Source organism: Rothia sp. ND6WE1A, assembly GCF_001683935.1.
Lineage (GTDB): Bacteria > Actinomycetota > Actinomycetes > Actinomycetales > Micrococcaceae > Rothia > Rothia amarae.
The window spans coordinates 73,967-97,720 of sequence record NZ_LXTU01000002.1 but is presented as its reverse complement, the minus strand read 5'-3'; the positions used below and the strand labels follow the sequence as shown (position 1 = coordinate 97,720).

Annotated in this window: 24 protein-coding genes and 1 pseudogene; 7 read left to right on the top strand and 18 right to left on the bottom strand. The window is 52.4% G+C overall.

What is annotated here, in order from left to right:
* Positions 1 to 31 precede the first annotated feature (31 nt).
* On the bottom strand, positions 32 to 1,513 hold the full coding sequence (locus A7E48_RS00635; protein WP_068168083.1) for a fumarylacetoacetate hydrolase family protein: 1,482 nt from the start codon (positions 1,511 to 1,513) through the stop codon (positions 32 to 34).
* 90 nt (positions 1,514 to 1,603) lie between these two features.
* On the opposite strand from A7E48_RS00635, the pseudogene A7E48_RS11195 reads away from it, so the two are divergent.
* Positions 1,604 to 1,942: pseudogene (locus A7E48_RS11195) on the top strand (hypothetical protein); the annotation flags it as partial.
* 217 nt (positions 1,943 to 2,159) lie between these two features.
* On the top strand, positions 2,160 to 4,055 hold the full coding sequence (locus A7E48_RS00625; protein WP_068168078.1) for an FAD-binding monooxygenase: 1,896 nt from the start codon (positions 2,160 to 2,162) through the stop codon (positions 4,053 to 4,055).
* Between the two features lie 67 nt (positions 4,056 to 4,122).
* On the opposite strand, the gene A7E48_RS00620 is transcribed toward A7E48_RS00625, so the two are convergent.
* Positions 4,123 to 5,037 carry a helix-turn-helix domain-containing protein gene (locus A7E48_RS00620; RefSeq protein WP_068168074.1) on the bottom strand — a complete coding sequence of 305 codons (915 nt, stop codon included), beginning with the start codon at positions 5,035 to 5,037 and terminating at the stop codon, positions 4,123 to 4,125.
* Between the two features lie 166 nt (positions 5,038 to 5,203).
* Between A7E48_RS00620 and A7E48_RS00615 the strand changes: the two genes are divergently transcribed.
* A complete protein-coding gene (locus A7E48_RS00615; protein WP_068168072.1) occupies positions 5,204 to 6,625 on the top strand; it encodes an aldehyde dehydrogenase family protein in 1,422 nt (473 codons plus the stop codon).
* 67 nt (positions 6,626 to 6,692) lie between these two features.
* Positions 6,693 to 8,219, top strand: coding sequence for a GMC family oxidoreductase (locus A7E48_RS00610; RefSeq protein ID WP_068168070.1), 1,527 nt, complete (start codon positions 6,693 to 6,695; stop codon positions 8,217 to 8,219).
* 53 nt (positions 8,220 to 8,272) lie between these two features.
* Here A7E48_RS00610 and A7E48_RS00605 read toward each other — a convergent pair whose 3' ends face one another.
* The 6 genes from A7E48_RS00605 to infC all read right to left on the bottom strand — a co-directional run bounded on the left by A7E48_RS00605 (position 8,273) and on the right by infC (position 11,702).
* Complete coding sequence (locus A7E48_RS00605) at positions 8,273 to 8,713, bottom strand: (deoxy)nucleoside triphosphate pyrophosphohydrolase (RefSeq protein ID WP_068168068.1); 441 nt, start codon at positions 8,711 to 8,713, stop codon at positions 8,273 to 8,275.
* The gene (locus A7E48_RS00600) at positions 8,706 to 9,614 is read right to left on the bottom strand and encodes an RNA methyltransferase (RefSeq protein WP_083147082.1); all 909 of its coding nucleotides are present in this window, start codon (positions 9,612 to 9,614) and stop codon (positions 8,706 to 8,708) included. The genes A7E48_RS00605 and A7E48_RS00600 overlap by 8 nt, the downstream gene beginning before the upstream one ends.
* Positions 9,615 to 9,689: 75 nt before the next feature.
* On the bottom strand, positions 9,690 to 9,953 hold the full coding sequence (locus A7E48_RS00595; protein WP_141669314.1) for a hypothetical protein: 264 nt from the start codon (positions 9,951 to 9,953) through the stop codon (positions 9,690 to 9,692).
* Positions 9,954 to 10,062: 109 nt separating this feature from the next.
* On the bottom strand, positions 10,063 to 10,446 hold the full coding sequence (rplT, locus tag A7E48_RS00590; RefSeq protein WP_068168058.1) for a 50S ribosomal protein L20: 384 nt from the start codon (positions 10,444 to 10,446) through the stop codon (positions 10,063 to 10,065).
* Between the two features lie 114 nt (positions 10,447 to 10,560).
* Complete coding sequence (gene rpmI / locus A7E48_RS00585; RefSeq protein WP_068168056.1) at positions 10,561 to 10,755, bottom strand: 50S ribosomal protein L35; 195 nt, start codon at positions 10,753 to 10,755, stop codon at positions 10,561 to 10,563.
* Positions 10,756 to 10,946: 191 nt separating this feature from the next.
* Positions 10,947 to 11,702, bottom strand: coding sequence for a translation initiation factor IF-3 (infC, locus tag A7E48_RS00580; RefSeq protein WP_369796742.1), 756 nt, complete (start codon positions 11,700 to 11,702; stop codon positions 10,947 to 10,949).
* Positions 11,703 to 11,945: 243 nt separating this feature from the next.
* Between infC and A7E48_RS00575 the strand changes: the two genes are divergently transcribed.
* Positions 11,946 to 12,362, top strand: coding sequence for a DUF1844 domain-containing protein (locus tag A7E48_RS00575; RefSeq protein ID WP_068168047.1), 417 nt, complete (start codon positions 11,946 to 11,948; stop codon positions 12,360 to 12,362).
* Between the two features lie 79 nt (positions 12,363 to 12,441).
* Here A7E48_RS00575 and A7E48_RS00570 read toward each other — a convergent pair whose 3' ends face one another.
* From A7E48_RS00570 to A7E48_RS00545, 7 genes are all read right to left on the bottom strand, one after another.
* Positions 12,442 to 13,338 carry an SseB family protein gene (locus tag A7E48_RS00570; protein WP_068168044.1) on the bottom strand — a complete coding sequence of 299 codons (897 nt, stop codon included), beginning with the start codon at positions 13,336 to 13,338 and terminating at the stop codon, positions 12,442 to 12,444.
* 47 nt (positions 13,339 to 13,385) lie between these two features.
* Positions 13,386 to 14,114 (bottom strand): bifunctional 1-(5-phosphoribosyl)-5-((5-phosphoribosylamino)methylideneamino)imidazole-4-carboxamide isomerase/phosphoribosylanthranilate isomerase PriA, encoded by a 729-nt coding sequence (priA, locus tag A7E48_RS00565; protein ID WP_068168041.1) that lies wholly within the window; start codon positions 14,112 to 14,114, stop codon positions 13,386 to 13,388.
* A gap of 19 nt (positions 14,115 to 14,133) precedes the next feature.
* Positions 14,134 to 14,304, bottom strand: a complete 171-nt coding sequence (locus A7E48_RS11190) for a hypothetical protein (protein ID WP_186303174.1) — start codon at positions 14,302 to 14,304, stop codon at positions 14,134 to 14,136.
* Entirely contained in the window at positions 14,301 to 15,008 is a 708-nt protein-coding gene (gene hisH / locus A7E48_RS00560; RefSeq protein ID WP_068168038.1) for an imidazole glycerol phosphate synthase subunit HisH, read from the bottom strand. Before hisH ends, A7E48_RS11190 begins: the two co-directional genes overlap by 4 nt.
* Positions 15,009 to 15,632, bottom strand: a complete 624-nt coding sequence (gene hisB, locus A7E48_RS00555; protein WP_068168034.1) for an imidazoleglycerol-phosphate dehydratase HisB — start codon at positions 15,630 to 15,632, stop codon at positions 15,009 to 15,011. It abuts the gene before it with no gap.
* Between the two features lie 77 nt (positions 15,633 to 15,709).
* Positions 15,710 to 16,825, bottom strand: a complete 1,116-nt coding sequence (locus A7E48_RS00550; RefSeq protein ID WP_068168029.1) for a histidinol-phosphate transaminase — start codon at positions 16,823 to 16,825, stop codon at positions 15,710 to 15,712.
* 35 nt (positions 16,826 to 16,860) lie between these two features.
* Positions 16,861 to 17,286, bottom strand: coding sequence for a LysM peptidoglycan-binding domain-containing protein (locus A7E48_RS00545; RefSeq protein WP_158004376.1), 426 nt, complete (start codon positions 17,284 to 17,286; stop codon positions 16,861 to 16,863).
* Positions 17,287 to 17,531: 245 nt separating this feature from the next.
* On the opposite strand from A7E48_RS00545, the gene lexA reads away from it, so the two are divergent.
* On the top strand, positions 17,532 to 18,248 hold the full coding sequence (gene lexA / locus A7E48_RS00540; RefSeq protein WP_068168024.1) for a transcriptional repressor LexA: 717 nt from the start codon (positions 17,532 to 17,534) through the stop codon (positions 18,246 to 18,248).
* A gap of 93 nt (positions 18,249 to 18,341) precedes the next feature.
* On the opposite strand, the gene A7E48_RS00535 is transcribed toward lexA, so the two are convergent.
* Together A7E48_RS00535 and hflX are read right to left on the bottom strand one after the other, a co-directional pair.
* Positions 18,342 to 20,405 (bottom strand): ATP-dependent DNA helicase, encoded by a 2,064-nt coding sequence (locus tag A7E48_RS00535; protein ID WP_068168019.1) that lies wholly within the window; start codon positions 20,403 to 20,405, stop codon positions 18,342 to 18,344.
* Positions 20,402 to 22,015 carry a GTPase HflX gene (gene hflX, locus A7E48_RS00530; protein WP_068168016.1) on the bottom strand — a complete coding sequence of 538 codons (1,614 nt, stop codon included), beginning with the start codon at positions 22,013 to 22,015 and terminating at the stop codon, positions 20,402 to 20,404. Before hflX ends, A7E48_RS00535 begins: the two co-directional genes overlap by 4 nt.
* A 123-nt stretch (positions 22,016 to 22,138) precedes the next feature.
* Here hflX and A7E48_RS00525 point away from each other — a divergent pair, with 123 nt between their 5' ends.
* Entirely contained in the window at positions 22,139 to 22,759 is a 621-nt protein-coding gene (locus A7E48_RS00525; RefSeq protein ID WP_068168013.1) for a class I SAM-dependent methyltransferase, read from the top strand.
* 50 nt (positions 22,760 to 22,809) lie between these two features.
* On the opposite strand, the gene dapF is transcribed toward A7E48_RS00525, so the two are convergent.
* The gene (dapF, locus tag A7E48_RS00520) at positions 22,810 to 23,736 is read right to left on the bottom strand and encodes a diaminopimelate epimerase (protein ID WP_068168009.1); all 927 of its coding nucleotides are present in this window, start codon (positions 23,734 to 23,736) and stop codon (positions 22,810 to 22,812) included.
* Positions 23,737 to 23,754: the final 18 nt, after the last annotated feature.

Genomic DNA, 23,754 nt, shown 5'->3' with positions numbered 1-23,754 from the left:
AGGGGAGAAAATCTTTCGGCTTTGTCTTCAGCTAGTGGACGGGATTTTCTTTGAGCCACTGCTGATATTTTTCTTTCCATTCTCCTACAGGGGGAAAGAGTCCATCGACGGGGTGGCCTTCGGCTACGCGCTCAGCTACCCAGGAATCTTGGTGTTCTTTGGCTTGGGCGTCGTGTGCGACTTCATCGACCAGTTCGAGGGGAATGACGATGACACCGTCGTCGTCACCTACGATGACGTCGCCAGGGAGCACGGTCGCGTTGCCGCATGCCACAGCTACATCAGACTCCCACGGTACGTGCTTACGCCCCAGAACCGCAGGGTGCGCACCCTGGGTAAAAATGGGTAGTCCAATCTCTTGAACTGCTGAGTAGTCTCGAACCCCGCCGTCGGTAACAACACCTGCGGCTCCGTTGTTTTTGGCACGCAGGGCGAGGATATCTCCGAGCGTTCCCGAACCGGATTCCCCACGCGCTTCAATCACAATGACTTCACCGTCTTTGACCGCATCGAAGCATTGTTTTTGGGCGTTAAATCCCCCGCCGTGCTTCTTGAAGAGGTCTTCGCGGTTGGGCACAAAACGCAGGGTTTTAGCTGTACCTACCATTTTGGTGCCGGGTGTCTGAGGGTAGACCCCTTCAATGACGACGTTGTTCAGACCGCGCTGGCGCAACTGGGCAGAGAGTCCGGCGGTGGGGATTGTTTCCAAAAGTGCGCGGGTCTCTGCGGTAAGGGATGGTTTAGGGAGTAATCCTGCTTCTTCACGAGAGCCCCAGGCTTCTTCAATCTGAGTTTCATGAGTAGAGGGTAAGGTTCCGATCGCGGAATCAAAGTTGCCTGCTCCTGCGACCACCTGTGTTTTTAGCTTGCCGCTGGTGAGGTTGCCGTTGGCTGCAGGGGCATCGACTTCAATTTCTACGGTATCGCCAGGGGCAATCACCGAAGATTTGGCAGGTGTGCCGGTGAGGATAATGTCGCCGGGTTCCAGAGTCATATGTTGAGAGAGGTCAGCGACGAACTGGGGAAGTGGAAAAATCATGTGCTCGTCTTCAGTGGTGTCTTCTTGGCGAAGTTCACCGTTAACCCAGGTGCGAATCCGCAGTTCATCGGGGCGGACTGCTGATGCCTCTATTAGTTCAGGGCCAATCGGGGTGTACCCATCGCGACCTTTGGAGCGGACATTCGATCCTTTATCCGCGGCGCGATAGTCATAGATACCTAAATCGTTCGCAGCGGTGACAAACCCTACGTGATTCCAGGCGTCTTCCAGCGAAACCCGGTGAGCTGACTTACCGATGATAAGAGCGATTTCCCCTTCAAAGGCGAGCAGTTCCGTTCCTTCGGGGCGCTCTACAGAAGACCCGGAAAACGAAAGTGAGCTCGTTGGTTTGAAAAAGTAGGAAGGTTGTTGAGGACGCCGACCGCGCTGTTGGGCACGGGATTCATATGCCACGTGCACCGCAATGATTTTGCCGGTTTCTTGTTGAAATTTTTGCTGATTAATCTCGACCATTTTGTGAGCCTTATCATGAAATCTCTTGGAATCTTATTTGAAATCGTATATTATCCAATCAAGGTTAGCAAGTAGTGTACGTCACAAATCATGAGTGCGCTTCAGCCCCACACACAAGGAGGTATCGTGGCCGCATACCATGATCCGACAACCACCACAGCCGCTTTACGGACTGTAGCTCAGCGCACAGAACAACGCCGTGTCGTGGCGAGAACTGTCATTGACACCAGCATCGAATGGTACGACTACTTTCTCTATGCCTCTGTTGCCGGCCTAGTTTTCAAAACCCTCTTTCTCGAACCCCTTGGTCCACAGGCTGCTACACTTCTTGCTTTCGCCACCGTGGGTTTGAGTTTTCTTTTTCGCCCCCTAGGCGCGTTTCTCGCTGGCCATTTTGGCGATAAGTTCGGCCGCAAAATAGTACTGATGCAATCAGTCTCATCTCAATTCTTCTTCTCAGAGATCGCTCGGGTATTCCCTTTGGTCTTGCGCACGAGCAGGTGCAGGCTCAATCACCTTTCATCTTTCACCAGAAGAACCATTCCAATCCGATCCTCAACCACTAACCGATTCACCAGCCCCTTCTAACTGAGCGATGTCACCGTCGCCACCGCTCAAAGACGATCCACTAAACAAAGGAGTAACCGTGCATTTTCACCACAACGGATACGTTTCAATAGACCCGCGCGTCGAATTTCCTGCAGGATATGGAGAGAACCGCTCCGAAGAACTCCCTGATGAAATGGATGTTCTGATTGTGGGCTCTGGCCCTGCGGGCATGATTGCAGCAGCACAGCTTTCTCAGTTTCCTGACGTCAATACCCGCCTGATTGAGCGACGGGACGGACGCCTACCCCTGGGCCAGGCAGACGGCATTCAGGCACGCTCCGTAGAAACTTTCCAGGCCTTTGAATTTGCCGAAGAACTCATCCGTGAGGCATACCATCTCACCGAAATGTGCTTCTGGAAACCGGATCCGCAAAACCCCCAGAACATTATTCGGACCGCCCGAACCCCCGATGATCCCAACAATATATCTGAGTTCCCCCACCTCATCGTGAACCAGGCACGAGTATTGGATTACTTTAGAGAGTTTGCCGAACGCTCTCCGGGGCGTATCACCCCCGACTATGGAATTGAGTTCCTCTCCTTAGACATTGACAAAGATGGCACCAACGAATACCCCGTCTCAGTGCATCTTCGGTACGTCGCCGGTGAACGAGCAGGCGAAGAACGCACCGTTTGCGCTAAATATGTAGTGGGTTGCGACGGCGCCCGCAGCGGCGTCCGTAAATCAATCGGACGAACGCTCACCGGCATGTCTGCTAACCACGCCTGGGGCGTCATGGACGTTCTAGCAAATACAGACTTTCCCGATATGCACACCAAATGTGCCATCAGCTCCAAGCACGGATCGATTCTCCATATTCCTCGTGAAGGCGGGCATCTGGTACGCATGTATATCGACCTCGGCGAAGTACCCGAAGACGATAACCACCGCGTCCGAGAAACCACCATCGAACAGATTATCGATCGGGCCAACGCGATTCTCACCCCCTACTCTTTGGACGTCAAGCAGGTTGCCTGGCATTCGGTGTACGAGGTGGGGCACCGCCTCACTGACCACTTTGATGACGTCAACCCGGACGACCGCGGGGCGGTGTGCCCGCGTGTCTTTATTACAGGAGATGCCTGCCATACCCACTCTGCCAAAGCTGGTCAGGGAATGAACGTTTCGATGCAAGACGGCTGGAATATCGCTTGGAAGTTGGGTCAGGTTCTTTCGGGGCGAGCTCCATCTTCTCTTCTCGATACCTATTCGGGCGAGCGCCAGGAAATCGCTAAGAACCTGATTGATTTCGATAAAGAGTGGTCCACTCTGATGGCAACTCCTGCCGATCAGTTACCCGATCCAGCGTATCTGGAAAATTTTTACGTCAAGACGGCGGAATTCCCCGCAGGCTTTATGACCGAATATCAACCGTCGATGATTACCTCGACCGCTGAGCATCAAAATCTTGCTACCGGCTTCCCTATCGGTAAGCGATTCCGGTCCGCGGAAGTCATGCGCCGGCTAGATGCCTATGTCCGCCATCTGGGACATGAACATAAAGCCGACGGTCGTTATCGGCTCTATGTCTTTGCTGATGATGCACCGGTGCAGGAAAAGTCCACGGTAGATACTCTTGCAGAGAAGCTACTTCATGATCCCCGCTCCCCCTTCGTGCAGTTCCGCAAAGAAGGCGATGATATTTCAACCCTGATAGAACCTAACGTTATCTATCAGAGCGAGTACACCACTTTCACTTGTCCAGAAGTACCAGAAATTTTCCGCCCTCCGGTAGGCGAGCTGGGTCTGGATTACTGGGAGAAAATTTACTCGGTTATTCCTGAAAATAATATTTTTGACGTTCGCGGCATTAGCAAGGACGGCGCCGTCGTGATTGTTCGCCCCGATCAATATGTTGCTGCCGTTCTACCGCTCAATGATTTCGAGGGGATTTGCGCTTACTTTGAGGGAGCATTAGCGCCCGTCAAGTAAATCCATTTTCGTAAAAGGTAAAGGCGGTTGGTTTCGAAAGGAACCAGCCGTCTTTTGCTATTCCACTTTATTGCCCGTCGAGGATTCGTTTACGAAATGCGGCGGGACTTTCCCCGAATTCCTGCTTAAACGCCTTGCTCACATACGCAGAATCATGGAGGCCATACCGCGCGCTAATGGTGTGAATTGGTTCGTGACCGAGCAGAGGGTTGCTGAGATCTTCCCGGATTGCATTCAGACGGCGCCGGCGAATATAAGAGGAAACCGTCAGCTGCCTCTCCGAGAAACGAGTATGCAACTGCCTCAGGGAAATAAAGAGTGCCTGGGCTACTGTGGTGGGGTTGAGATTTTCGTCGTCCAGGTGGGCATCTATATATGAGACGGCGCGGTGAAAAATGATCGTGCCGCCGGTGTCTCCTGCCGTTTCCCTTGATTCTGCGGAGAGGACGGTGACGAGGATATCGAGGGCGGATTTCACTAACGCGAGGGCGTGAGGACCCGACAGCATCTGCATATTTTGCGCGAGCTGTTCAAAAAGGGGTACAGCGACCCGCCCCAGCCCGCTGTTCCTGCTCACCGGTGTTGCTGTTATGAGGTTGATATGGTCCGGGCTCATTTGCATCATCCGTAAAGGGAAGATAATGACGAGACTTGCCTGCTCGGAAGGATAGATTAGCTCATAGGGTCGTTGGGTCACATAAATTCCCAAGTCACCGGGCACTAATGTACAACTTCGCCCGTCCTGAATAAGTTGGCACTCACCGCGTAACTGAAGGGACATTTTGCAGAAAGGTTCTTGGGTGTCGTCAATGAGCGAAGAATCTCGCAAGACCTGATGGGCGCTGGTTTCCATATCGTAGAGATGAACATTATCGAGCTGGACTTCAGTTATTTTCGCCTGAAATTCATCAGGACGGTCAGCAAATATATGGAGGGGGGCAAAAGATTTTGAAACTGACGCCCGCCATTCTTCGAGGTTCACATGCTCTCCTTTCCTGACCGAATGTTCATTCGAATATCTTACACTTCTTATCACCTCATGAGTGATTCAGCACACACTTGAAACCAAACGCTCTGCACGTTCAGACAACATCAACACTGGGTTTCTCCACGACAATCAGTCTAAGTAATAGATTCAAGGAGAAAACATGTCAGCACTTCCCACCACCTTTGAGGACCTCCTCGAAGCAATCGGCGCAAACGATTCAGCAGGAACACCCATTAGCAATCCATCCACCGACGAAACCGTAGGATACGTGAGCGTCAAAAACCTAGATGAGCTCAACTCCACCGTAGAGCGCGCGAAGACGGCACAGAAAGAGTGGGCGAAAGTCTCGCATTCCGATCGTCAGGATTACCTCAACAAAGCCGCAGACGCCATCGAAGCAGTAGCAGAGCCCCTCGCCCAGCTCCTCTCCCGCGAACAGGGCAAACCGCTCAACGGGCCCAACGCCCGCTTTGAAGTGGGTGCCTGTGTAGCCTGGCTTCGCACCACTGCAGCCCTAGAACTAGCCCCAGAAGTACTTGTGGACGACGGGCAAACATACGCCACCATGGAATACCGCCCCCTCGGCGTCGTCGGTGCAATCGGGCCGTGGAACTGGCCCATGATGATTACTATGTGGCAGATTGCACCTTCTCTTCGCATGGGTAACACTATCGTTGTGAAGCCATCGCCTTACACACCGCTCAGTGTTCTGGCGCTAACCTATGTCATGAATTCGGTGCTCCCAGAACATATCCTTCAGACTCTGCTCACTGATGATGAGGCCACCGTAGCCATCACCAAGCACCCCGATATTCGAAAAATTATGTTCACCGGCTCCACTGCTACCGGCAAGAAAATCATGGCTGCAGCTTCCGGCACGGTTAAGCGGGTCACGCTGGAACTCGGCGGCAACGACGCCGGTATCATCCTCGATGATTTTGATGTAAAAGAGCACGCTGAAACTCTCTTCTGGGGCGCGTTCTTGAATAATGGTCAGACCTGTGCAGCGCTCAAACGCCTGTACGTACCAGATGCTCTCTACGAAGAGGTCTGCCAGGCCCTTACCGACGTCGCACAGAAAATGCCGATGGGCGATGGTCTTGGTGAAAACAACGTACTGGGCCCCTTGCAGAACCAAATGCAGTTCAAGATTGTGGACGACCTCGTCAAGTCAGCATGCGACTCAGGAGCACGTGTTTTGATGGGAGCCAACCCGGACTACGATGCACCGGGTAACTTTTACCCCACCACCCTGATTGCAGATATTGACCCCGACCATCCGCTGGTGGTCGAAGAGCAATTTGGTCCTGTTCTACCAATTATTCGATACAGCGACCTCGACTGGGCGATCGAAGAAGCGAACAAACTTGAAGTAGGTTTGGGAAGCTCCGTGTGGTCTTCTGACCGGCAACGCGCTCGCGAAGTAGCAGCTCGATTGGAAGCAGGTTCAACCTGGATTAACAATCACGGAGCAATCGATCCGCGAGTGCCTTTCGGTGGTATTAAACAATCCGGATTCGGCGTTGAATTCGGGCTCGAAGGCTTGAAGCAACTGGGTGTCCCCCACATTATCAACGGCTAAATAAATAACTCAGAGAGTCAATTGAGCAAAGATGCTTGATTGGCTCTCTGTGCATTAAGGAGAAGTCATGAAATATCTAGTTATTGGTGCAGGCTCGGCAGGTAACGTACTGGCACGTAGGCTATTGGACGCCGGGCACGACGTCACTCTCGTTGAGGCAGGGAATTACGATGTCAATCCCAATATCGATCATCTGAACACCCTGGGGTTGCTATGGCACAGTGAAGACGACTGGGACTATTACACTGTTCCGCAGCCCGGGGCTAACGGACGCCGTCTTCACGTGCCGCGAGGCAAAGTCATGGGCGGTTCGCATGCGTTGAATGCATGTATTTGGGTGCGCGGAGCACGAGAAGACTACGACAACTGGAGTTACAACGGTTGCCCCGGGTGGAGCTGGGATGAAGTACTCCCATATTTCAAGAAGATTGAAAAATTTGACGGAGAACTCAACGAGACCCGTTCCGATGAAGGTCTGCTCGATGTCTGCTCCACCTACCCAAGGCACGATTTACAAGAATCGATGGTGCAGGCGGCGGTTGAGGCAGGATTCCCGCTGAATAAAGATTACAACAGCGGAAATCCAGAAGGTATCTCCCGTATGCAACTAAATATTCGAGATTTACATCGATTCAGTACGTTCCGCGCCTACATCCTGCCGGTCAAGAATCATAAGAATCTCACGATTCTCACCGGGCACCGAGTTACCCGCCTTCTCTTCGAAGGTACTCAGGTAACGGGTGCACAATTTTTGAAGCAGGACGGCACTGTTCAAGATATTTTTGCCGATGCCACGATTCTCTGCGCGGGAGCTCTAGGGTCTCCAGAAATACTCTTGCGCTCCGGCATCGGACCCGCAGATGAATTAGCAGAACTGGGAATTGAGGTAATTGCCGATGTGCCCGGCGTAGGAAAGAACCTGCACGATCACATGCTGGCCCCGGTTATTTTTACCACCACACAAGAAATCAGTGTGCCTGAGGCCGCACCCGCCCAAACTCATCTGTTTGCAAAGAGCACTGCTGATCAGCTCGTACCTGACACCCAGCCCATCTTCTTCAGCAACCCCATGTATTCACAAGGGTATCCAGGTGACATGACCGGTCCTGACCAGGCATTTACTCTGATGGCAGGTATTGTTCGGCCGCAAAGTCGAGGCGAGCTCACCCTCACAGGCGCTGATATTTCAGACCCTGTTTCCTTAGACTTGGCGGCACTCAAAGAACAAACCGATGCGGATGCTCTTGTTGCTTCCCTCAAGCATTGCCGCACTATTGGACGCCAGGCTGCTCTTGCTGAGGAATGGGGCGCTGAAGAAATTTGGCCGGGTCCTCAGGTAACTACAGACGAGGAGCTTGAAGAATACGCTCGAAATTCAGTAGTGACCTATCATCACCAGGTAGGAACCTGCGCTATGGGCCAGTCGGCTCAGTCCGTTACCAATCCCCGTACCCTAGAAGTTTATAAAGTCAGCGGTCTATATGTTGCGGATGCTTCGGTGATGCCCACGGTGCCCACCGGCAACACCAACGCTCCGAGCATCATGATTGCCGAGCGAGCAGCAGACTTCATCCTCAGTCCAAAGGAATCCTAGCTACAGCCGAAATTAAAAGAAGCGAGATGGAAAATATTCCATCTCGCTTCTTCTTAGAGAGTCTCTAAAAGCGCTTGAACTATTGGAAAATCTGCAGGAATCCAGTCCAATTCCAGCAGCGTTTCGTCGAGATTTACCCAACGTAACTCACTGTGGTCCTGTAAAGGTTGCGGATTCCCAGCAGAAATTTCTGATGTCCACACGCGCATCGCTGCCCGGTCGTTGAGCTGCCATCCTTGCATAAGCGGACCGGATATCTCCTGCCCCAGGATAGATTCAATCCCTAATTCCTCGGATAACTCTCGTTGCAAAGCCTGTTCACAGGTCTCCTCCGGCTCAACCTTTCCACCGGGGAATTCCCATAGCCCGGCTAACGCCTCGGGCGCACTTCGGCGGGCAACTAAAATTTGCCGGGGTCCATCCAAAGAATCAACGATGGCAGCTCCTACAACCTGGACCGCAAAATCACTCGATTCGGTGGGGTAATCACTCATGAGCCGATCCGCTGTTGATTGCCCGTGCTGAAGCATAGAGGCAAATAGCCGCTGCCGTACTCACGTTCAAAGACTCAGCAGAACCGTGAACAGGTACCGCAACCTTTGCCTGAGCGACTGCCTTCTCTTCGCGAGTCAGCCCCTGGGCTTCATTGCCAAAGAGCCACATAGTACGCTGCGCTAAATCGAATTTGGGCTTGCGTTCTAGCTCAATTCCTAGCCGTTGTGCCACAGCGGCATCGGCTAAATCGTCCAAGCTAACATTTCCGTAGCCGTCGGCAGCAAGTACGCCGATTCCCTGTGCTTTTGCGTCTTCTGCAAATTCTTCGAGATCGATTCCCTGCAAGATCGGCACATGGAAAATCGAGCCGACCGTAGAGCGGACGGTCTTCGGATTGTACAAGTCAACCGAGCCCTTAGTTGTCAGTACTAAATCGGCGCCGGCAGCATCTGCTACGCGCAAAATAGTACCGGCATTTCCCGGATCCTGAACACGAGTCAGAACAGCGATAAGGCGCGGGTTAATAGCGTCTGCGCCGAAAATATCGGCCTCAGTAATATCCAGTTTAAATGAAACAGCAATAATTCCTTGAGGAGTCACAGACTCCGCCATGGAGTCCAAAACCTCTTCGGTGACCATACGCATGAACACTTTTCGACCCTGTTCGGGGGTAGGAGTACCGTGAGCGACCTCCAGCAAATCTACAATATCTTCGTGGCGATCGAATGCAGCCTCGGTGATGTAGACGGCGTCAAGAATCGGACGCTCGTCCAGGTGAAACTTCAGAGCTTCACGAACAGCTTGCGGGCCTTCCACCAAGAACTGGTTCTTCTTGGCGCGGCCTCGACGGCTGGCGAGGTTGGCAATATCCTTCACACGATCAGCGTGAGGATTTTCCATAATGACGGGGGTGCATAAGCGTTCTCTAAATTCCACAATCTCCACTGTACCGGAGTTATGTTTATCGCGGTTGGCTTAGTGTTCTTGCATACTCCAGGTACGATAATCTAGCTCTCCCACCGCAAATCGATGGGCAGGTGATAAGTCCTGCGGGAGCAGATCAATTGCAGGCACGCTAAAAATGATTTTCTGCCCGCGGTATCTCGAATTCAGCGTTTGTTCTAATGCATCTGGCTCCATCTGATAGTTGAAGCCGCGATATTTAATCTTGCCGCAATCGGTGGTGTGAAAATATATCGTTGCTTGACGTTGCGAGGAATCACTTTCAGATTTAAACACAGAGGTTTCGCTAGCGGCAAGCAAAAAAGTGCCGCTCTCCCAGATGGGAAAGCGGCACTTTCAAAAGATATATCAGGCAAACAGCCTCAAATATCCAGCTCGGCTGAAATTATGCAGCCTTGGGAGCTGAAGTATCAGCAGGCAAGTTGTCCTTAGCAATCTTAACGAGAGCTGAGAATGCAGCAGGCTCGCTCACAGCAAGTTCAGCCAGCATACGGCGATCAACCTCAACCTCAGCAGCCTTCAGGCCCTGGATGAAACGGTTGTAGGTCAGACCTTCTGCGCGTGCAGCTGCGTTGATGCGCTGAATCCAAAGACGGCGGAAATCGCCCTTCTTCTTGCGGCGGTGATCGTAGCTGTATACGAGCGAGTGAATGACCTGCTCTTTAGCCTTACGGTACAAGCGTGAACGCTGTCCACGGTAGCCGGATGCTCGTTCGAGGATTACTCGACGCTTCTTGTGCGCGTTGACCGCGCGCTTCACACGTGCCACGTGTGTCTCCTTCGTCTTAATGTCCTGGCCGATCTCAAAATTATCGGCGAGGAGCGAGTTCTAAAAAGTTTTTTCAAGCCCGTCTATAGGGCACAGTCCTAGAAAAGGGTGAGCTTACTTGCCCAGCATCTTCTTGATGACCTTAGCCTGACCACCCTCAACAATCTGGTCAGATGCCAGACGGCGGGTAAGACGTGAGGACTTGTGCTCTAGGTAGTGACGACGGTTCGCCTGCTGGCGCTTTACCTTGCCAGTACCGGTGAGCTTGAAGCGCTTTTTAGCACCAGAGTGGGTCTTCTGCTTCGGCATAGCTGCCGTTCTCCTTACGTTCTGCTTCTCATCTTTCAATGAGAAGAACTCTGTGAGCGAATTGGATTCGCAATTGCGAGGTGGATTCACGCCCTATGGAAACATATGGGTCGTGCAACCAGAACCAACTGCCTCACTCTAGTGGAGCGAGGAGTTTGGTGTCCATTGAACCGCCTATTTCGTGCCCAGAATTACTCTGAGTCAGCCTGCTTAGCCATGTTCTTGAGCTCTTCAGGCATAGCACCTGCAACAGAGTTCGAGACCTCGGTAGCATTCTGAGTGTCAACGCGTTCGCGACCCTTGCGGCCACCGGAACGCTGCTTAGGCTGAGATTCCTTGCGAGCTTCCGCTTTGCCGCGGAGAGGAGCAAGAACCATCACCATATTGCGACCATCAACACGAGGGCTGGACTCTACGGTACCAACCTCTGCCAAGTCAGCCGCCATGCGTTCCAGTAAACGCACACCCATCTCGGGGCGCTGCTGTTCACGACCACGGAATTGGATCATAGCCTTGACTTTGTCACCACCGGTCAAGAAACGACGCGCGTGTCCGACCTTGGTTTCGTAGTCATGGGTATCAATCTTTAGACGGAAACGGATTTCCTTCAAAGAAGCGTTAACCTGCTTCTTACGGGATTCACGTGCTTTAACTGCGGCTTCGTATTTGTACTTACCGAAGTCCATGAGCTTGCATACCGGCGGTTTAGCCGAGGGGGCAACCTCAACCAGATCCAAATCAGATTCCTGCGCTAGTCGCAAAGCATCTTCAACTCGGACAATGCCAACCTGTTCGCCGCCGGGTCCAACAAGTCGAACTTCCGGCACACGAATACGTTCATTGATGCGTGGATCGCTAATGAGTAGCTCCTGTAGCTCAGTGGGTTTCCCCGTGAATAAAATCGTTAGCTCATCGGGGCATAAAGTATGCCTTCGATGCGCGCGCAAACGAAGGCATACCTCAAACAGGATTCACTGGAATCCGTGGGAATACCCGACAACCTGATCACTGGATGAATGCGGTTGATGCGGGTGGGAGATACCTCCGCTTGCAAACTTATATAGAGTTTACTCGGATATGCCCGGATTTTCAACGATTGTGACCAAGATTGGTCTCAGACTCTCGTCAGATTTCAAGCTTTTGCCCGATCCGATACCGCGTTCCGAATTAGAGTATGAGATTCTGAATACATGACTGAAAACAATTCTTTCCGATTCGCCGATGAATCCGGCGAGCCAGCACCTGACCATGAGATTTCCCAGGGACAGATTGACGCCGTCAACGCGCAAATGCGAGATATCGCAGATGTGCCTGCGGTAGAAATCATCACCACTGCAGCCGTGCACCTCATGAGCGCGGCAGCCGTTAAATGTGGTTTGGCAGCTGAAGAAAATGCAGCCGAACTCAAAGACCTAGATGAAGCACGTAAGCTCATTACCGCATTGGCTGGGTTCGTCACCGCGGCAGCACCGGAAATTGGCTCACAGCATGCTGGTCCCCTGCGTGATGGGCTCCGCACCCTGCAGCTCGCTTTCCGTGAAGCTTCCTTTGAACCCGATGCGCCCGGGCAGGGTCCCGGAGAGAAATTCACCGGTCCAGTTTTCTAGAGACCCGAGCCTCACACAAAATAGTTCAGGGAAAGCGTCTTATTTTGAGACGCTTTCCCTGAACTCTCGCTCAAGCAGGTTACTGGGCAGTCAACGAAAGTTGCACAGAATCTATTGCTTCGGACAGTTCCCTATGAGATGCCAGTCGTTGCTGAAAAACCTGGATTGCTGTGTTGAGTTGTTCTTGGTTCAGACCGGGTACTAACACCAAAGTGATGTTGAGTTCAGGCCCCGGGCCGCCACCGGCAAGCTGCTTTCCTTCTGCGGACAAACTTGCCACACCCTGGCCGGCAGTAATCCGAACATCAGTAACCTCTACTAAATCAGAGGTAATATCCTTCAGCTGCTTCAAAACTTTTAGACTCTTATAGGAGGGAACCCACGACTCCCCCTTAGCAATGGCCCACAGTGCCGGACGTCGAACAACAAACGTCATATCACTACCGGGGTTGATGACCAGCATCTGATTCTGATCCTCTACTGCAGATAACGCTGTCTTACGCATATCCGCAGCTACCGGTCGCGCTTTGTCATGCCAGGCTGTTAACGCATCTACGCTCGTGAAGATGGGTAGCGCCTTGCGCCCGTCGGGAGCTTCAATACTAATCAAAGCCATATCTGCTTCCTTATCGGAGATGAGGCCTTCATCAGTAATCACAGAATGCGAAACTTCAGCCACCACTGGAACAAAAACACGAGCTCCCCGTAGAGCATCTACCACGTTTTCTTCAACAATATCTCCCGCAACAAAAGCAACGAAAGCCTGCTGAACAGCAGACTCTGTGCGTCCTGTATCAGAAGGGTACTGATGCGTATGACTCGTTCCCTCTCCCAGATTGCGCCCGTCCCAGGGCTGACCGGCAGTATCGGTCGACCGACCCGCACTCGCTAACTGAGCCACAATGTGGGCGGGAAGTTCACGCGGTTGCTTCTGCGAATCGCCTGATGCGGACCCCGTAGTTTGAGGAAAAGACATAATGACCTTTGAGTAGAAAACGATATGTGCGGCGTGAGCAGAGGTAATTATCCGGCGACTTCGAGCGCTTGTTCCAGAGTAAATTTACCGGCATAGAGTGCTTTGCCCATGATGGCACCTTCAACTCCCGAACTAACAAGGCTTCGAAGGGCTCGAATATCGTCCAGGCTAGAGATTCCACCCGAGGCGACAACGGGCTTATCGGTACGCTCTGCAACCTGCTTCAGAAGTTCTAAGTTAGGTCCCTTCAAGGTGCCATCTTTGGTCACATCCGTTACCACATAGCGGACACAACCATCAGCTTCTAAACGATTCAGGACGTCCCAGAGATCCCCGCCGTCTTCTGTCCAGCCGCGAGCTGCCAGAGTAGTTCCCCGGACATCCAGGCCTACAGCTATTTTTTCCCCATACTGGCGAATGACGCGCGAAGTCCAGGCAGGATTTTCTAGGGCGGCTGTACCCAGATTTACTCGAGCCGGATTGAGCGAGAGTGCCCGTTCCAAGGATTCGTCATCCCGAATACCACCGGACATCTCTACCTTGAGATTAACTTTTTGAGCTACTTCGGTGAGAACCTCGATGTTGTTCCCTCTACCAAAGGCAGCGTCCAAGTCCACCAGATGAAGCCACTCTGCGCCTGCATTCTGCCAAGCTAAAGCTGCTTCCACAGGATCTCCATAACCCGTTTCAGAGCCTGCTTCACCTTGAACAAGCCGCACAGCCTGCCCATCTGCCACATCAACTGCGGGCAGCAATTCAAGCCGTTGGGTACTCATAGTCTTGCTCCCACTTTCATTAGTTATAGGTAAAAAGAATAAATCCACCATAGACTGTCAGCGCGATACCCACAATCGCCATAATGAGTTGCACGATGAGGGGAAGTTTTTGCGAACGGAAAGACCAAGCTCCGCCAATAAAGAATGCACCAAACGCCATGAGCAACAGTCCAGAAAGTGAAGTACTCATGCCTTAGAATCCTCCTGCGATAACCGGCCAGTAACTTTTAAAGTTGAAATCCAGTTTCGCAACAGAGCAATACCAGCTTCTGAAGACTTTTCGGGATGAAATTGAGTGGCGCACAACGGACCGTTTTCTACAGCCGCGATAAATCGCGTACCGTGTTCTGCCCAGGTGACTTGAGGCGGGTTCATGGTCTCAGAATTCTGTTCGAATTCCCAATTCTGCACTCCATAAGAATGCACAAAATAGAAGCGCTCATTTTCGATTCCCTGAAAGAGAGTCGAGCCTTCGGCCGGCTCTACGGTATTCCAGCCCATATGGGGGATTACGTCCGCCTTCAGTTTTTCGACGGTTCCAGGCCACTCCCCCATTCCCGCAGTTTCTATCCCGTGTTCTACCCCTTTATCAAAAAAAATTTGTAGTCCTACACATATACCTAAAACGGGACGACCCCCGGCAATTCTGCGACCAATCATACGAGGCGCCTGCACTTGTTGAAGTGCTTTCATCACAGCGTCAAACGCCCCCACGCCTGGAACTACCAGACCATCTGCTCCGAGCACGTCCGCTTCGTCTTTGGACAGGATGACATACGCTCCAGCTTCCTCTAGTGCTCGCACTGCAGAATGAACATTCCCTGCGCCATAATCAAGCACAACGACGGTAGGACGATTCAGCGGGGCTTTGGAGATGCTTTCTGTAGCTACCATCTAGAGTGCTCCCTTGGTCGATGGAATATCGTGATGACGCGGATCCGATTCGATCGCTTCGCGCAGAGCACGTGCCAGTGCTTTAAACTCTGCCTCCGCGATGTGGTGCGGATCGCGCCCGCCCAGAACGGTCATGTGCAGGCAAATACCAGCATGGCAAGCGATTGCTTCTAAGCAATGGCGAACCATAGAACCGGTGAAATGCCCGCCAATCAGATGAAACTCAAAGCCTGCAGGTTCACCCTGATGCACCAGATAAGGTCTTCCAGAAATATCGACAACGCACTGAGCAAGAGCTTCATCCAATGGAATAGTAGCCATTCCAAAACGGCGGATGCCGGCTTTATTTCCCAGTGCTTCACGCAGAACTTCTCCGAGCACGATGGCAGTGTCTTCCACCGTATGGTGAACATCGATATGGGTATCACCTGTGCATTTAATGGTCATATCGATGAGCGAGTGCTTGGATAGAGCCGTCAGCATATGGTCGTAAAAAGGCACGCTGGTGTCTATGTCAGCTTTTCCCGTTCCATCAAGATTGATAGAAACAGAGACGGACGATTCACTGGTGTGCCGCTCTTGTGAAGCAATGCGTGGACCCAAGCCGGTCGTTGATTCTGCCATTGTTCTCTTTTTCTGGAGAGTATAGGGATAGGACTAGGTTATCGCACCAGCATCTGAAGTGCTGTTCATCTCTGTACCTAGGAGAGTTCTCCGGTGTTACGAAGGTATGCTTCTAGGCTTTCCAGAAAGGCAGAAGTCTCGGATTCGGTGCCTGCGGTCACCCGTAGATGGTGGGCGATGCCGTTATCCCGAACTAGCACACCGTCTTTGAGCAGATACTGCCAGGCTGCTTTTTCATCTTTGAGTCCGCCAAAAAACACGAAGTTTGAATCGGAATCTGCTGGTTCTAATCCGAACTCCCTGAGTTTACGAACGATTCGATCACGTTGAGAGCGGATATCTTCTACATTTTCTAACAGCTGGGTACGATGGCGCAGTGCCGCGAGTGCAGTTGCTTGAGTAACTGCTGAGAGGTGATATGGAAGTCGAACCAGTCGAACGGCATCGCACATAGCCGAAGATGCTGCGAAGTACCCAATTCTTGCGCCTGCCAGGGCAAAGGCTTTACTCATTGTGCGAGAAACGACGAGAAGAGGTCGGTCTTCCAACAGCGTTAGGGCTGTCTGAGAGGGATCTTGGGCAAATTCGGCGTAGGCTTCGTCCACGATGGTGATACCATCATGCTCGCTCATAGCCTCATATACTGCCTCGATAGTCGACAAGTCTAACCCGGTCCCGGTGGGATTGTTAGGCGAACATAAGACCACGAGGTTGGGCTTATGATGTCGAATCTGCTCTACGGCAGATGCAGCAGTCAAGGTAAAATCATCCGCCCGGGAACCAGCAATAAAAGTGGTATTGGTGCCATCCGCAAGTAGAGGATACATAGAATAGGTGGGAACGAAACTCATGACGCTTCTACCGGGTCCACCAAATACCTGGAAAAGCTGCTGCAGAATTTCGTTGGAACCATTGGCAGCCCACAGCTGATTTTCTGTCAATCCGTGCCCTAGATAGGAAGCCAGCTCCTTCCTCAAGGTTGTGAATTCTCGATTTGGATAACGATTGAGTGTCTTCGCTGTTTCAGCCACTTCTCGAGTAATAGCTTCTACAACCTCAACCGGCATAGGGTGCGTATTCTCGTTGACATTCAGGGTGACCGGCACGTCCAACATAGGAGCACCATAGGGAGAACGCCCTCGCAGGTCTTCTCGGAGAGGTAAATTTTCAAGATTTTCCATAGCTTCAGTCACAGCTAAAGTCTAACGAGCTTGACCCATCGATGCTCTTATTTCTCAGCATATAGAGGAATTTCTAACCGTTGCCCCGCATCGATAGAACTCCCCTTCAAATCATTAATTTCGATGATCTGTTGTACGACGTCGCGAGTATCAGCAGAAGTTTCAACTTCTAACGCAATATCCCATAGAGTTTGCCCACCCTGGACGGTAATTTCCTCCGTAACCACGCTGGAAGCTCCCTCTTTCCCTGCATGAGCTTCTGAAGGGTTAATAAGTGCGATGGCTCCCAGCACTATAAGCGCAGCTAATGTGATCAACGGCAATCCCCTGAAGAGAAGCTTTCCTCGGCGCGTAAGTTTCCAGCGCGGTGAAGGCTTAGAAGAAACCTTTTGTTGCGGACGAATTGGGGTGGAGCGGCGGGTAGAAGTCAATCGTTTGGGTGCCGCATGAGGCGAAAGCGAATATGCGCTCATGTGAACTCTCCTTTTGAGTGATGTGTGAGGCCCTTCGAACATTTGATTCGAATATCTGTTCGAAGGTCGTATATATGTTCTATCAGATAATTCGAACATAGTCGAGATTTATTAGAACAAATGTTTGGTTTTCGATGGGATTTGCATTAAAGTTGAGGGAAAGCACACCCTCTTTCTCGAACATGCAAGTTCTCTACATATTCTGCTGAGGGGGTCTGACAAGATAAGCATCAAGGAGAAACACTGTGAGCGACATCAAGAACCACGCTGACCCGAGCGCAAGCCCCGCAGCGCGCCGTCCGCTCACTGCGCGTCAACAGAAAATCCTCACGGCTATCTCGGAGGAAATCGAAACGCGCGGATACCCTCCTTCTATGCGAGAAATCGGAGACATCGTCGGGCTGGCTTCGCTGTCCTCGGTGACGCACCAGCTCAACCGTCTGGAAGAGTTGGGGTACATCAGACGTGATCCCAAACGACCTCGCGCTCTTGAAATTCTTAACGAGGAAGCTACCGAAGGAAAAACTGCTCCCACTGAATCGTTCGCTCAGCTCATTCAATTACCTCAGTTTGACCAGTCATCTGCCGAGACAGCGACCGTTCCTTTGGTAGGTCGAATCGCCGCTGGTGGCCCCATCACTGCCGAGCAGTCCATTGAAGATGTCATGACTCTCCCCCGCCAAATTGTAGGTAATGGAGAACTCTTCATGTTGCGCGTCAAGGGAGATTCAATGGTAGATGCCGCGATCTGCGATGGTGACTGGGTAGTAGTCCGCACCCAAAATACCGCCAACAATGGCGACATCGTGGCTGCGCTCTTGGACGATGAGGCAACGGTAAAGACGTTTCGCCAGCGAGATGGGCATACCTGGTTGTTGCCACAGAACACTCAATATGAGCCCATTCTTGGAGATCAAGCAACAATCATGGGCAAGGTAGTTTCGGTTCTCAGAAGCCTCTAATATATTTTTCAACCGCACACAGCGGGGCGCGAATTGAGTATTCGCGCCCCGCTTTGAGGTTAAATCAACGGACTTCCCCGTTCATTCCAGAGACTATTCTTTATTCACCGATGCTGCTAATCGTTCCAAAGCACCGATGACAATTTCAGTACGTTGCGTCGTCCAAAACGGCGGTAGCGCTCGCACAATATACGAACCGTAGCGTTGGGTTGCTATGCGTGAATCCAGAACAGCGACGACGCCGCGGTCCCCCACCGAACGAATCAATCGTCCGGCCCCCTGAGCCATGCGGATAGCCGCATGATAAGCAGAAACAGCCATAAAACCGTTTCCGCCATTCTGTGCAACGGCACGGGTGCGTGCGGCAGACAGCGGATCGTCGGGCCGAGGAAACGGAATGCGATCCATCATCACTAGTCGACACGAATCACCGGGTACATCAACGCCTTGCCAGAGGCTCATGGTGCCAAAGAGACAGGAATTAACATCCTCTGAAAATTCTTTCACCAAAGCGCGCAGAGAGGACTCCCCCTGCACCAAAATATTCAAATCGGTATGTTCGCGCACGTACTCTGCAGCTAATTCGGCTGCTCGTTTGGACGAAAATAAACCGAGCGCGCCGCCGCGGGATGCTTCTACTAACTCCACTACTCGCTGGAGCTGTTCTTCGGAAATACCACGCCCAGGTTTGGGCAAGTCGGAGGCTAGATATAGAACTCCCTGTTTGGGGTAATCAAAGGGAGACCCCACATCGATACCTTCCCAGCGCGGTGCGCCCTGCCCCTGCAACCCGAGGGCGCCTGCAGCAGCATCGAATGACTCACCCACGGTGAGAGTTGCCGAGGTAAGAACCACAGTTCTACCGTCAAATAATCCTTCGCGTAAGCGCCCCGCTACTGAAAGCGGTGCTACATTCAAGGTCGCAGGATCAGAATCATCGGCAGCTATGTATCCCCGTCCTGGTTCCCAGGACCCCTGGCGGGATACCCATACCACCTCGTGTTCATCATTGACACCCAGCATTCGTTCGGCAAGTTCTAGCACCTCAGTGACTTTGGCGCGTGCCATCTGTCTGCCAGCGTCCGTATCTTTAGAATCTGACTTGGTGTCAGAAAGGGCCGCGCGAGCAGAATCTCGTACTGCCTGTAGTGCTGATGCAACTCGCGGCGGTAACCCCTTGGGCAGCAATTCGGCAGGCACACCATCGAGAGCCTGGTCCAATGCCCGTCCGGCTTGTTCAAGAGGTTCATGGCTAGCCTTGGTATGCTTGCGAATAGACCTCGCCGCTGAAGAAATCATCAGTGGAGAGAGTGCACCTGTCACCGCGCCGGTCACCCGATCAGCAAGCTCATGGGCCTCATCAATAATCACGACTTCGTGCTCGGGCAAAACGCCGATGCCTTCAAAAGCGTTAATGGCTAGTAAGGCATGATTGGTAATCACAATGTCGGATTCAGATGCCCGGGCACGAGCTAACTCGCTAAAGCATGACTCCACCAAAGGACACCGCTTACCTAAGCATTCTGCAGAAGAGACAGAAACCTGCCGCCATGCGCGATCCGATACACCGGGCATCAACTCGTCGCGGTCACCGGTATCTGTAGTGTCCACCCATTTCCGCAAACGTAAAATTTCTTCGCCGAGTTTTCCCGTAGAACCCGTGGAAGTATCCATGTCAAAAAGGGTTTCTCCCTCATCTTCGGGATATCCACCTTCTACCTTGTGCAAGCAGGCATAATTATTACGCCCCTTGAGAATAGCAACTTCTGTTTCGCTTTCCGGTTGCCCCTCCACTGACTCTAAGAGTCGAGGAATATCACGGTTAACAATTTGTGATTGCAGCGCGAGCGTTGCAGTTGCCACGATGATGGGTTTATCGCTCGTTTGCGCATAATGAAGCGCAGGCACCAAATATCCTAAGGATTTACCGGTGCCCGTTCCTGCTTGCACCAGCAAGTGCCGATCCATCTCTAAAGCCTGCGCAACATGGGCTGCCATAGTACGCTGTCCCGGGCGGTTTTGCCCGCCGCTGGATGCCACAGCACTATCCAAGAGTTCGAGCACAGGCTGCGCCCCGGGCAGAGTTTCTGGCTCTAACCCGGTGGGCGCGCGCACGTCGCCTTCTCTCTGGTTTGCCAAGGATTCAGATTCGCTCATGCGCGATGAGTCTCCACCACTCCAGCCTGCTGTGCTGCTTCAATCTCGGGTTGCAGAACCTCTAGAAGGTCTTCCTCTAGATTGTATTCCTGCAGTTCAGAGGCAACTTCCTCTCGCACGAGAGCACGGACGAACGTACCATCGGAGACGAAAGCAGTCTGAAGAATCTCAGCGTCCCATTCGTGCAAGCGGGAAACAATCTCACCGTGTGCATAGGGGATCAGCATATTGAGTTCGATAGAGGGACGCGGAATAGTATCTGCAATGAGCTGCTTAAGCTCTTCTATGCCCTCGCCAGTACGCGCCGAGACTACAACAGTGTTGGATTCTCGCTGGCGTACTCGTTCAATCACAAATGGATCAGCAGCATCAGCCTTATTGAGCGCGATGATTTCAGGAATATCCTGGGCATCGACCTCTGCCATAACCTCACGAACAGCTTTAATCTGCCCCTCAGGGTCAGGGTGAGATGCATCGACCACGTGAACAATGACGTCTGACTCCGCTACCTCTTCCAGAGTAGAGCGGAAAGCTTCCACCAATTGCGTAGGAAGAGAGCGAACGAAACCCACGGTATCGGAGAGCGTATAGCCCACTCCATCGGGGGTCTCTGCCTTGCGGACAGTAGGATCCAAAGTGGCAAACAAGGCGTTCTCAACCAGTACCCCGGCGTCCGTCAGGCGGTTCAAAAGGGAAGATTTACCGGCGTTGGTGTATCCAGCAATAGCAACTGAGGGCACACGGTTACGGCGCCGGTTAAGACGCTTGGTTTCACGGGCAGGTTCCATCGCGGCAATCTCACGGCGCAATTTTGCCATGCGAGCACGCAGACGACGGCGGTCCATTTCAATCTTTGTTTCACCGGGGCCACGGGAGCCGATACCTTCGCCACCTGCTGCACGACCGCCAGCCTGACGGGACAGAGAAGCACCCCAGCCGCGCAAGCGAGGCAGCATGTACTCTAGCTGAGCCAGCTCAACCTGGGCTTTACCTTCACGAGATTTAGCATGCTGAGCAAAAATATCTAAAATCAGCGCGGTACGGTCAATAACTTTGACCTTCACAATATCTTCTAGGGCACGACGCTGAGAGGGGGCAAGTTCTGAGTCAACGATGACTGTATCGGCACCGGTGCTCTGAACGATATCTCTCAACTCCAGTGCTTTGCCCGAGCCCAGGAATGTGCCCGGATCCGGTTTCATGCGCCGCTGAACGATGCCGTCAAGTACTTCCGAACCTGCAGTTTCAGCGAGCGCAGCGAGCTCACGCAGGGAGTTCTCGGCGTCGGTAACGGTACCTTCGGTCCAAAGCCCTGCCAGAACAACGCGTTCTAGACGAAGCTGACGGTACTCAACTTCGGTGACGTCTTCGAGTTCAGTAGATAGACCAGCTACTCGGCGAAGAGCCCGACGTTCTTCCAGTTCTTCCTGATCGCCATCGAACGAGGAATGTTCTTGCTGGTTGGAGGATAGTTCGCGTGCGCGTTCATCGAGCACCGAGCTTTCCTGAAAATTTTGTGGTGAGCGACCCAAAACGCGGTCAACGGTTTCACGCAGCAGTTCGTCACTGGGAACGTTGGTGGTTTTGGATAACGAATCGTGGTTGCTCATAGTTCCTTTCGTCAGGTGTTCTTTCCATTTTAGTCTCTAAGCGGTGGTTTTGGGTCGCGTGTTTTCTCACAGCGAGGGGACAAAGTTTCAGATGAGAAGATACTTTCCCGTAAAGTATTTTTTATGTCTGTTGAGCATTATTTTTCTTCTGATCCCCAGGGAGATTTCACGCCAAAACAGGTGAGTGTGGAGCTTGCCGGAGAGCGTGTTTCTGTGGTGACTGCCTCGGGGATTTTTAGCCCTGCGGGCATTGATAAAGGTACCGCCATTTTGTTGGCGGAAGCTCCTGAGCCTTCCGGTTCTACCGTCCTCGATATTGGTACCGGCTGGGGTCCTATTTCACTTACCTTGGCAAAGAAACTCCCTCTGGCGAGAGTCATCGGAGTTGAAGTCAACCAACGATCTGCTGAACTAACGAGAATGAATGCTGAGCGGCTAGGGTTGAGCAATATTGAGGTATTCGCGCCTTCAGACGTGCCTGGAGATCTTCAATTTGACACTATTTGGTCGAACCCACCCATCCGTGTGGGCAAAGATGTGCTCCACGATATTTTACGGACGTGGCTCCCCCGCCTTGCACCCCAGGGGTGTGCTTATCTGGTGGTACAGAAGAACTTGGGGGCAGACTCTCTGCAAAAATGGATTGCTAAGGAGCTAGATTCGGTGGACGCAGGCACGTTTGAGGTCTCCCGCTACGCTACTGCCAAAGGATTCCGCATCCTCGAAGTCGTAAGGAGCGCTTAGAGAGGAACAACGGGAAAGAGCTATTTTTTGGTGCTCTTCCCCGCTGAAAATTAGAGTGTTATTTTGCCGGTCATTTCTGCAGGACCAGCTAGCACCACATGCTCAAGTTCATCAGGACCGAGCACAAAAGTAATCGCCAATGTGCCGCCTGGGACATGAACCAACCACTCGTCGGGGGCGTCTTCTCCACCCCAGAACCGAGTCGCTGCAGCAGCAGCACACGCCCCGGTTCCGCAGGAAAGGGTTTCGCCCACTCCACGTTCGTGAACACGCATTCTAATGGCACCAACATTCGCCTGACCGGTTTCCGCTTCGGTGTCCTCAATTTCTTCGGGAACAACAAACTCGACGTTAGTGCCGTTAGGCGGAATCGGAGATACGGTGGGAGCAACGTCCAAGCCGAGGCCCTCAAGTTTGCCGTCAGAACCCAGCGCAACAACAGTATGAGGATTACCCATGCTGATGGAAACACCGGGACGGTTGGTTTTCAGTCCGCGCGCGCTCACCATGCAGTCGGCACCAGTATCACGAGCGGCGTCGCCGTCGATAAATCCCCAGGGACCCATGTCGATGGCGTAGCCCGAATCAGTTCGACCAACCGACTTGACACCGGCTCGGGTACCAATCTGGATTCGTTCACCGACTTCCAGGGAAATCAGGTTCTCCGTCCGCAGATACTCAACGAATGCTCGTACCCCGTTTCCACACATCTCAGAGATTGAACCATCCGAATTGCGATAGTCCATAAACCACTGCTCAGAAGGTGCATCGGCGTCAAAAGTTGTAGCCATCGTGGCGCGAATCAAACCATCGGCACCGATTCCGAAATGGCGATCGCATACCTGCGCCACCACATCCGCATCTATATTGAGAACGCCCTCAGGATCGGTAACAAAAATAAAATCGTTACCGGTACCGTGCCCCTTCGTCAGAGGTACGCTAGTGAGATCTCCCCACTTTTTCTGGTGTGTTCCCACGGATAGTCCTTTCGATAG

What these genes read in the sequence shown, in the direction of transcription:
- A7E48_RS00635 (WP_068168083.1), bottom strand. Translation starts at nt 1,513, where the DNA reads ATGGTCGAGATTAATCAGCAAAAATTTCAACAAGAAACCGGCAAAATC.
- A7E48_RS00615 (WP_068168072.1), top strand. Translation starts at nt 5,204, where the DNA reads ATGTCAGCACTTCCCACCACCTTTGAGGACCTCCTCGAAGCAATCGGC.
- A7E48_RS00610 (WP_068168070.1), top strand. Translation starts at nt 6,693, where the DNA reads ATGAAATATCTAGTTATTGGTGCAGGCTCGGCAGGTAACGTACTGGCA.
- A7E48_RS00605 (WP_068168068.1), bottom strand. Translation starts at nt 8,713, where the DNA reads ATGAGTGATTACCCCACCGAATCGAGTGATTTTGCGGTCCAGGTTGTA.
- A7E48_RS00600 (WP_083147082.1), bottom strand. Translation starts at nt 9,614, where the DNA reads ATGGAAAATCCTCACGCTGATCGTGTGAAGGATATTGCCAACCTCGCC.
- rpmI (WP_068168056.1), bottom strand. Translation starts at nt 10,755, where the DNA reads ATGCCGAAGCAGAAGACCCACTCTGGTGCTAAAAAGCGCTTCAAGCTC.
- A7E48_RS00575 (WP_068168047.1), top strand. Translation starts at nt 11,946, where the DNA reads ATGACTGAAAACAATTCTTTCCGATTCGCCGATGAATCCGGCGAGCCA.
- A7E48_RS00570 (WP_068168044.1), bottom strand. Translation starts at nt 13,338, where the DNA reads ATGTCTTTTCCTCAAACTACGGGGTCCGCATCAGGCGATTCGCAGAAG.
- priA (WP_068168041.1), bottom strand. Translation starts at nt 14,114, where the DNA reads ATGAGTACCCAACGGCTTGAATTGCTGCCCGCAGTTGATGTGGCAGAT.
- A7E48_RS11190 (WP_186303174.1), bottom strand. Translation starts at nt 14,304, where the DNA reads ATGAGTACTTCACTTTCTGGACTGTTGCTCATGGCGTTTGGTGCATTC.
- hisH (WP_068168038.1), bottom strand. Translation starts at nt 15,008, where the DNA reads ATGGTAGCTACAGAAAGCATCTCCAAAGCCCCGCTGAATCGTCCTACC.
- hisB (WP_068168034.1), bottom strand. Translation starts at nt 15,632, where the DNA reads ATGGCAGAATCAACGACCGGCTTGGGTCCACGCATTGCTTCACAAGAG.
- A7E48_RS00545 (WP_158004376.1), bottom strand. Translation starts at nt 17,286, where the DNA reads ATGAGCGCATATTCGCTTTCGCCTCATGCGGCACCCAAACGATTGACT.
- A7E48_RS00535 (WP_068168019.1), bottom strand. Translation starts at nt 20,405, where the DNA reads ATGAGCGAATCTGAATCCTTGGCAAACCAGAGAGAAGGCGACGTGCGC.
- hflX (WP_068168016.1), bottom strand. Translation starts at nt 22,015, where the DNA reads ATGAGCAACCACGATTCGTTATCCAAAACCACCAACGTTCCCAGTGAC.
- A7E48_RS00525 (WP_068168013.1), top strand. Translation starts at nt 22,139, where the DNA reads ATGTCTGTTGAGCATTATTTTTCTTCTGATCCCCAGGGAGATTTCACG.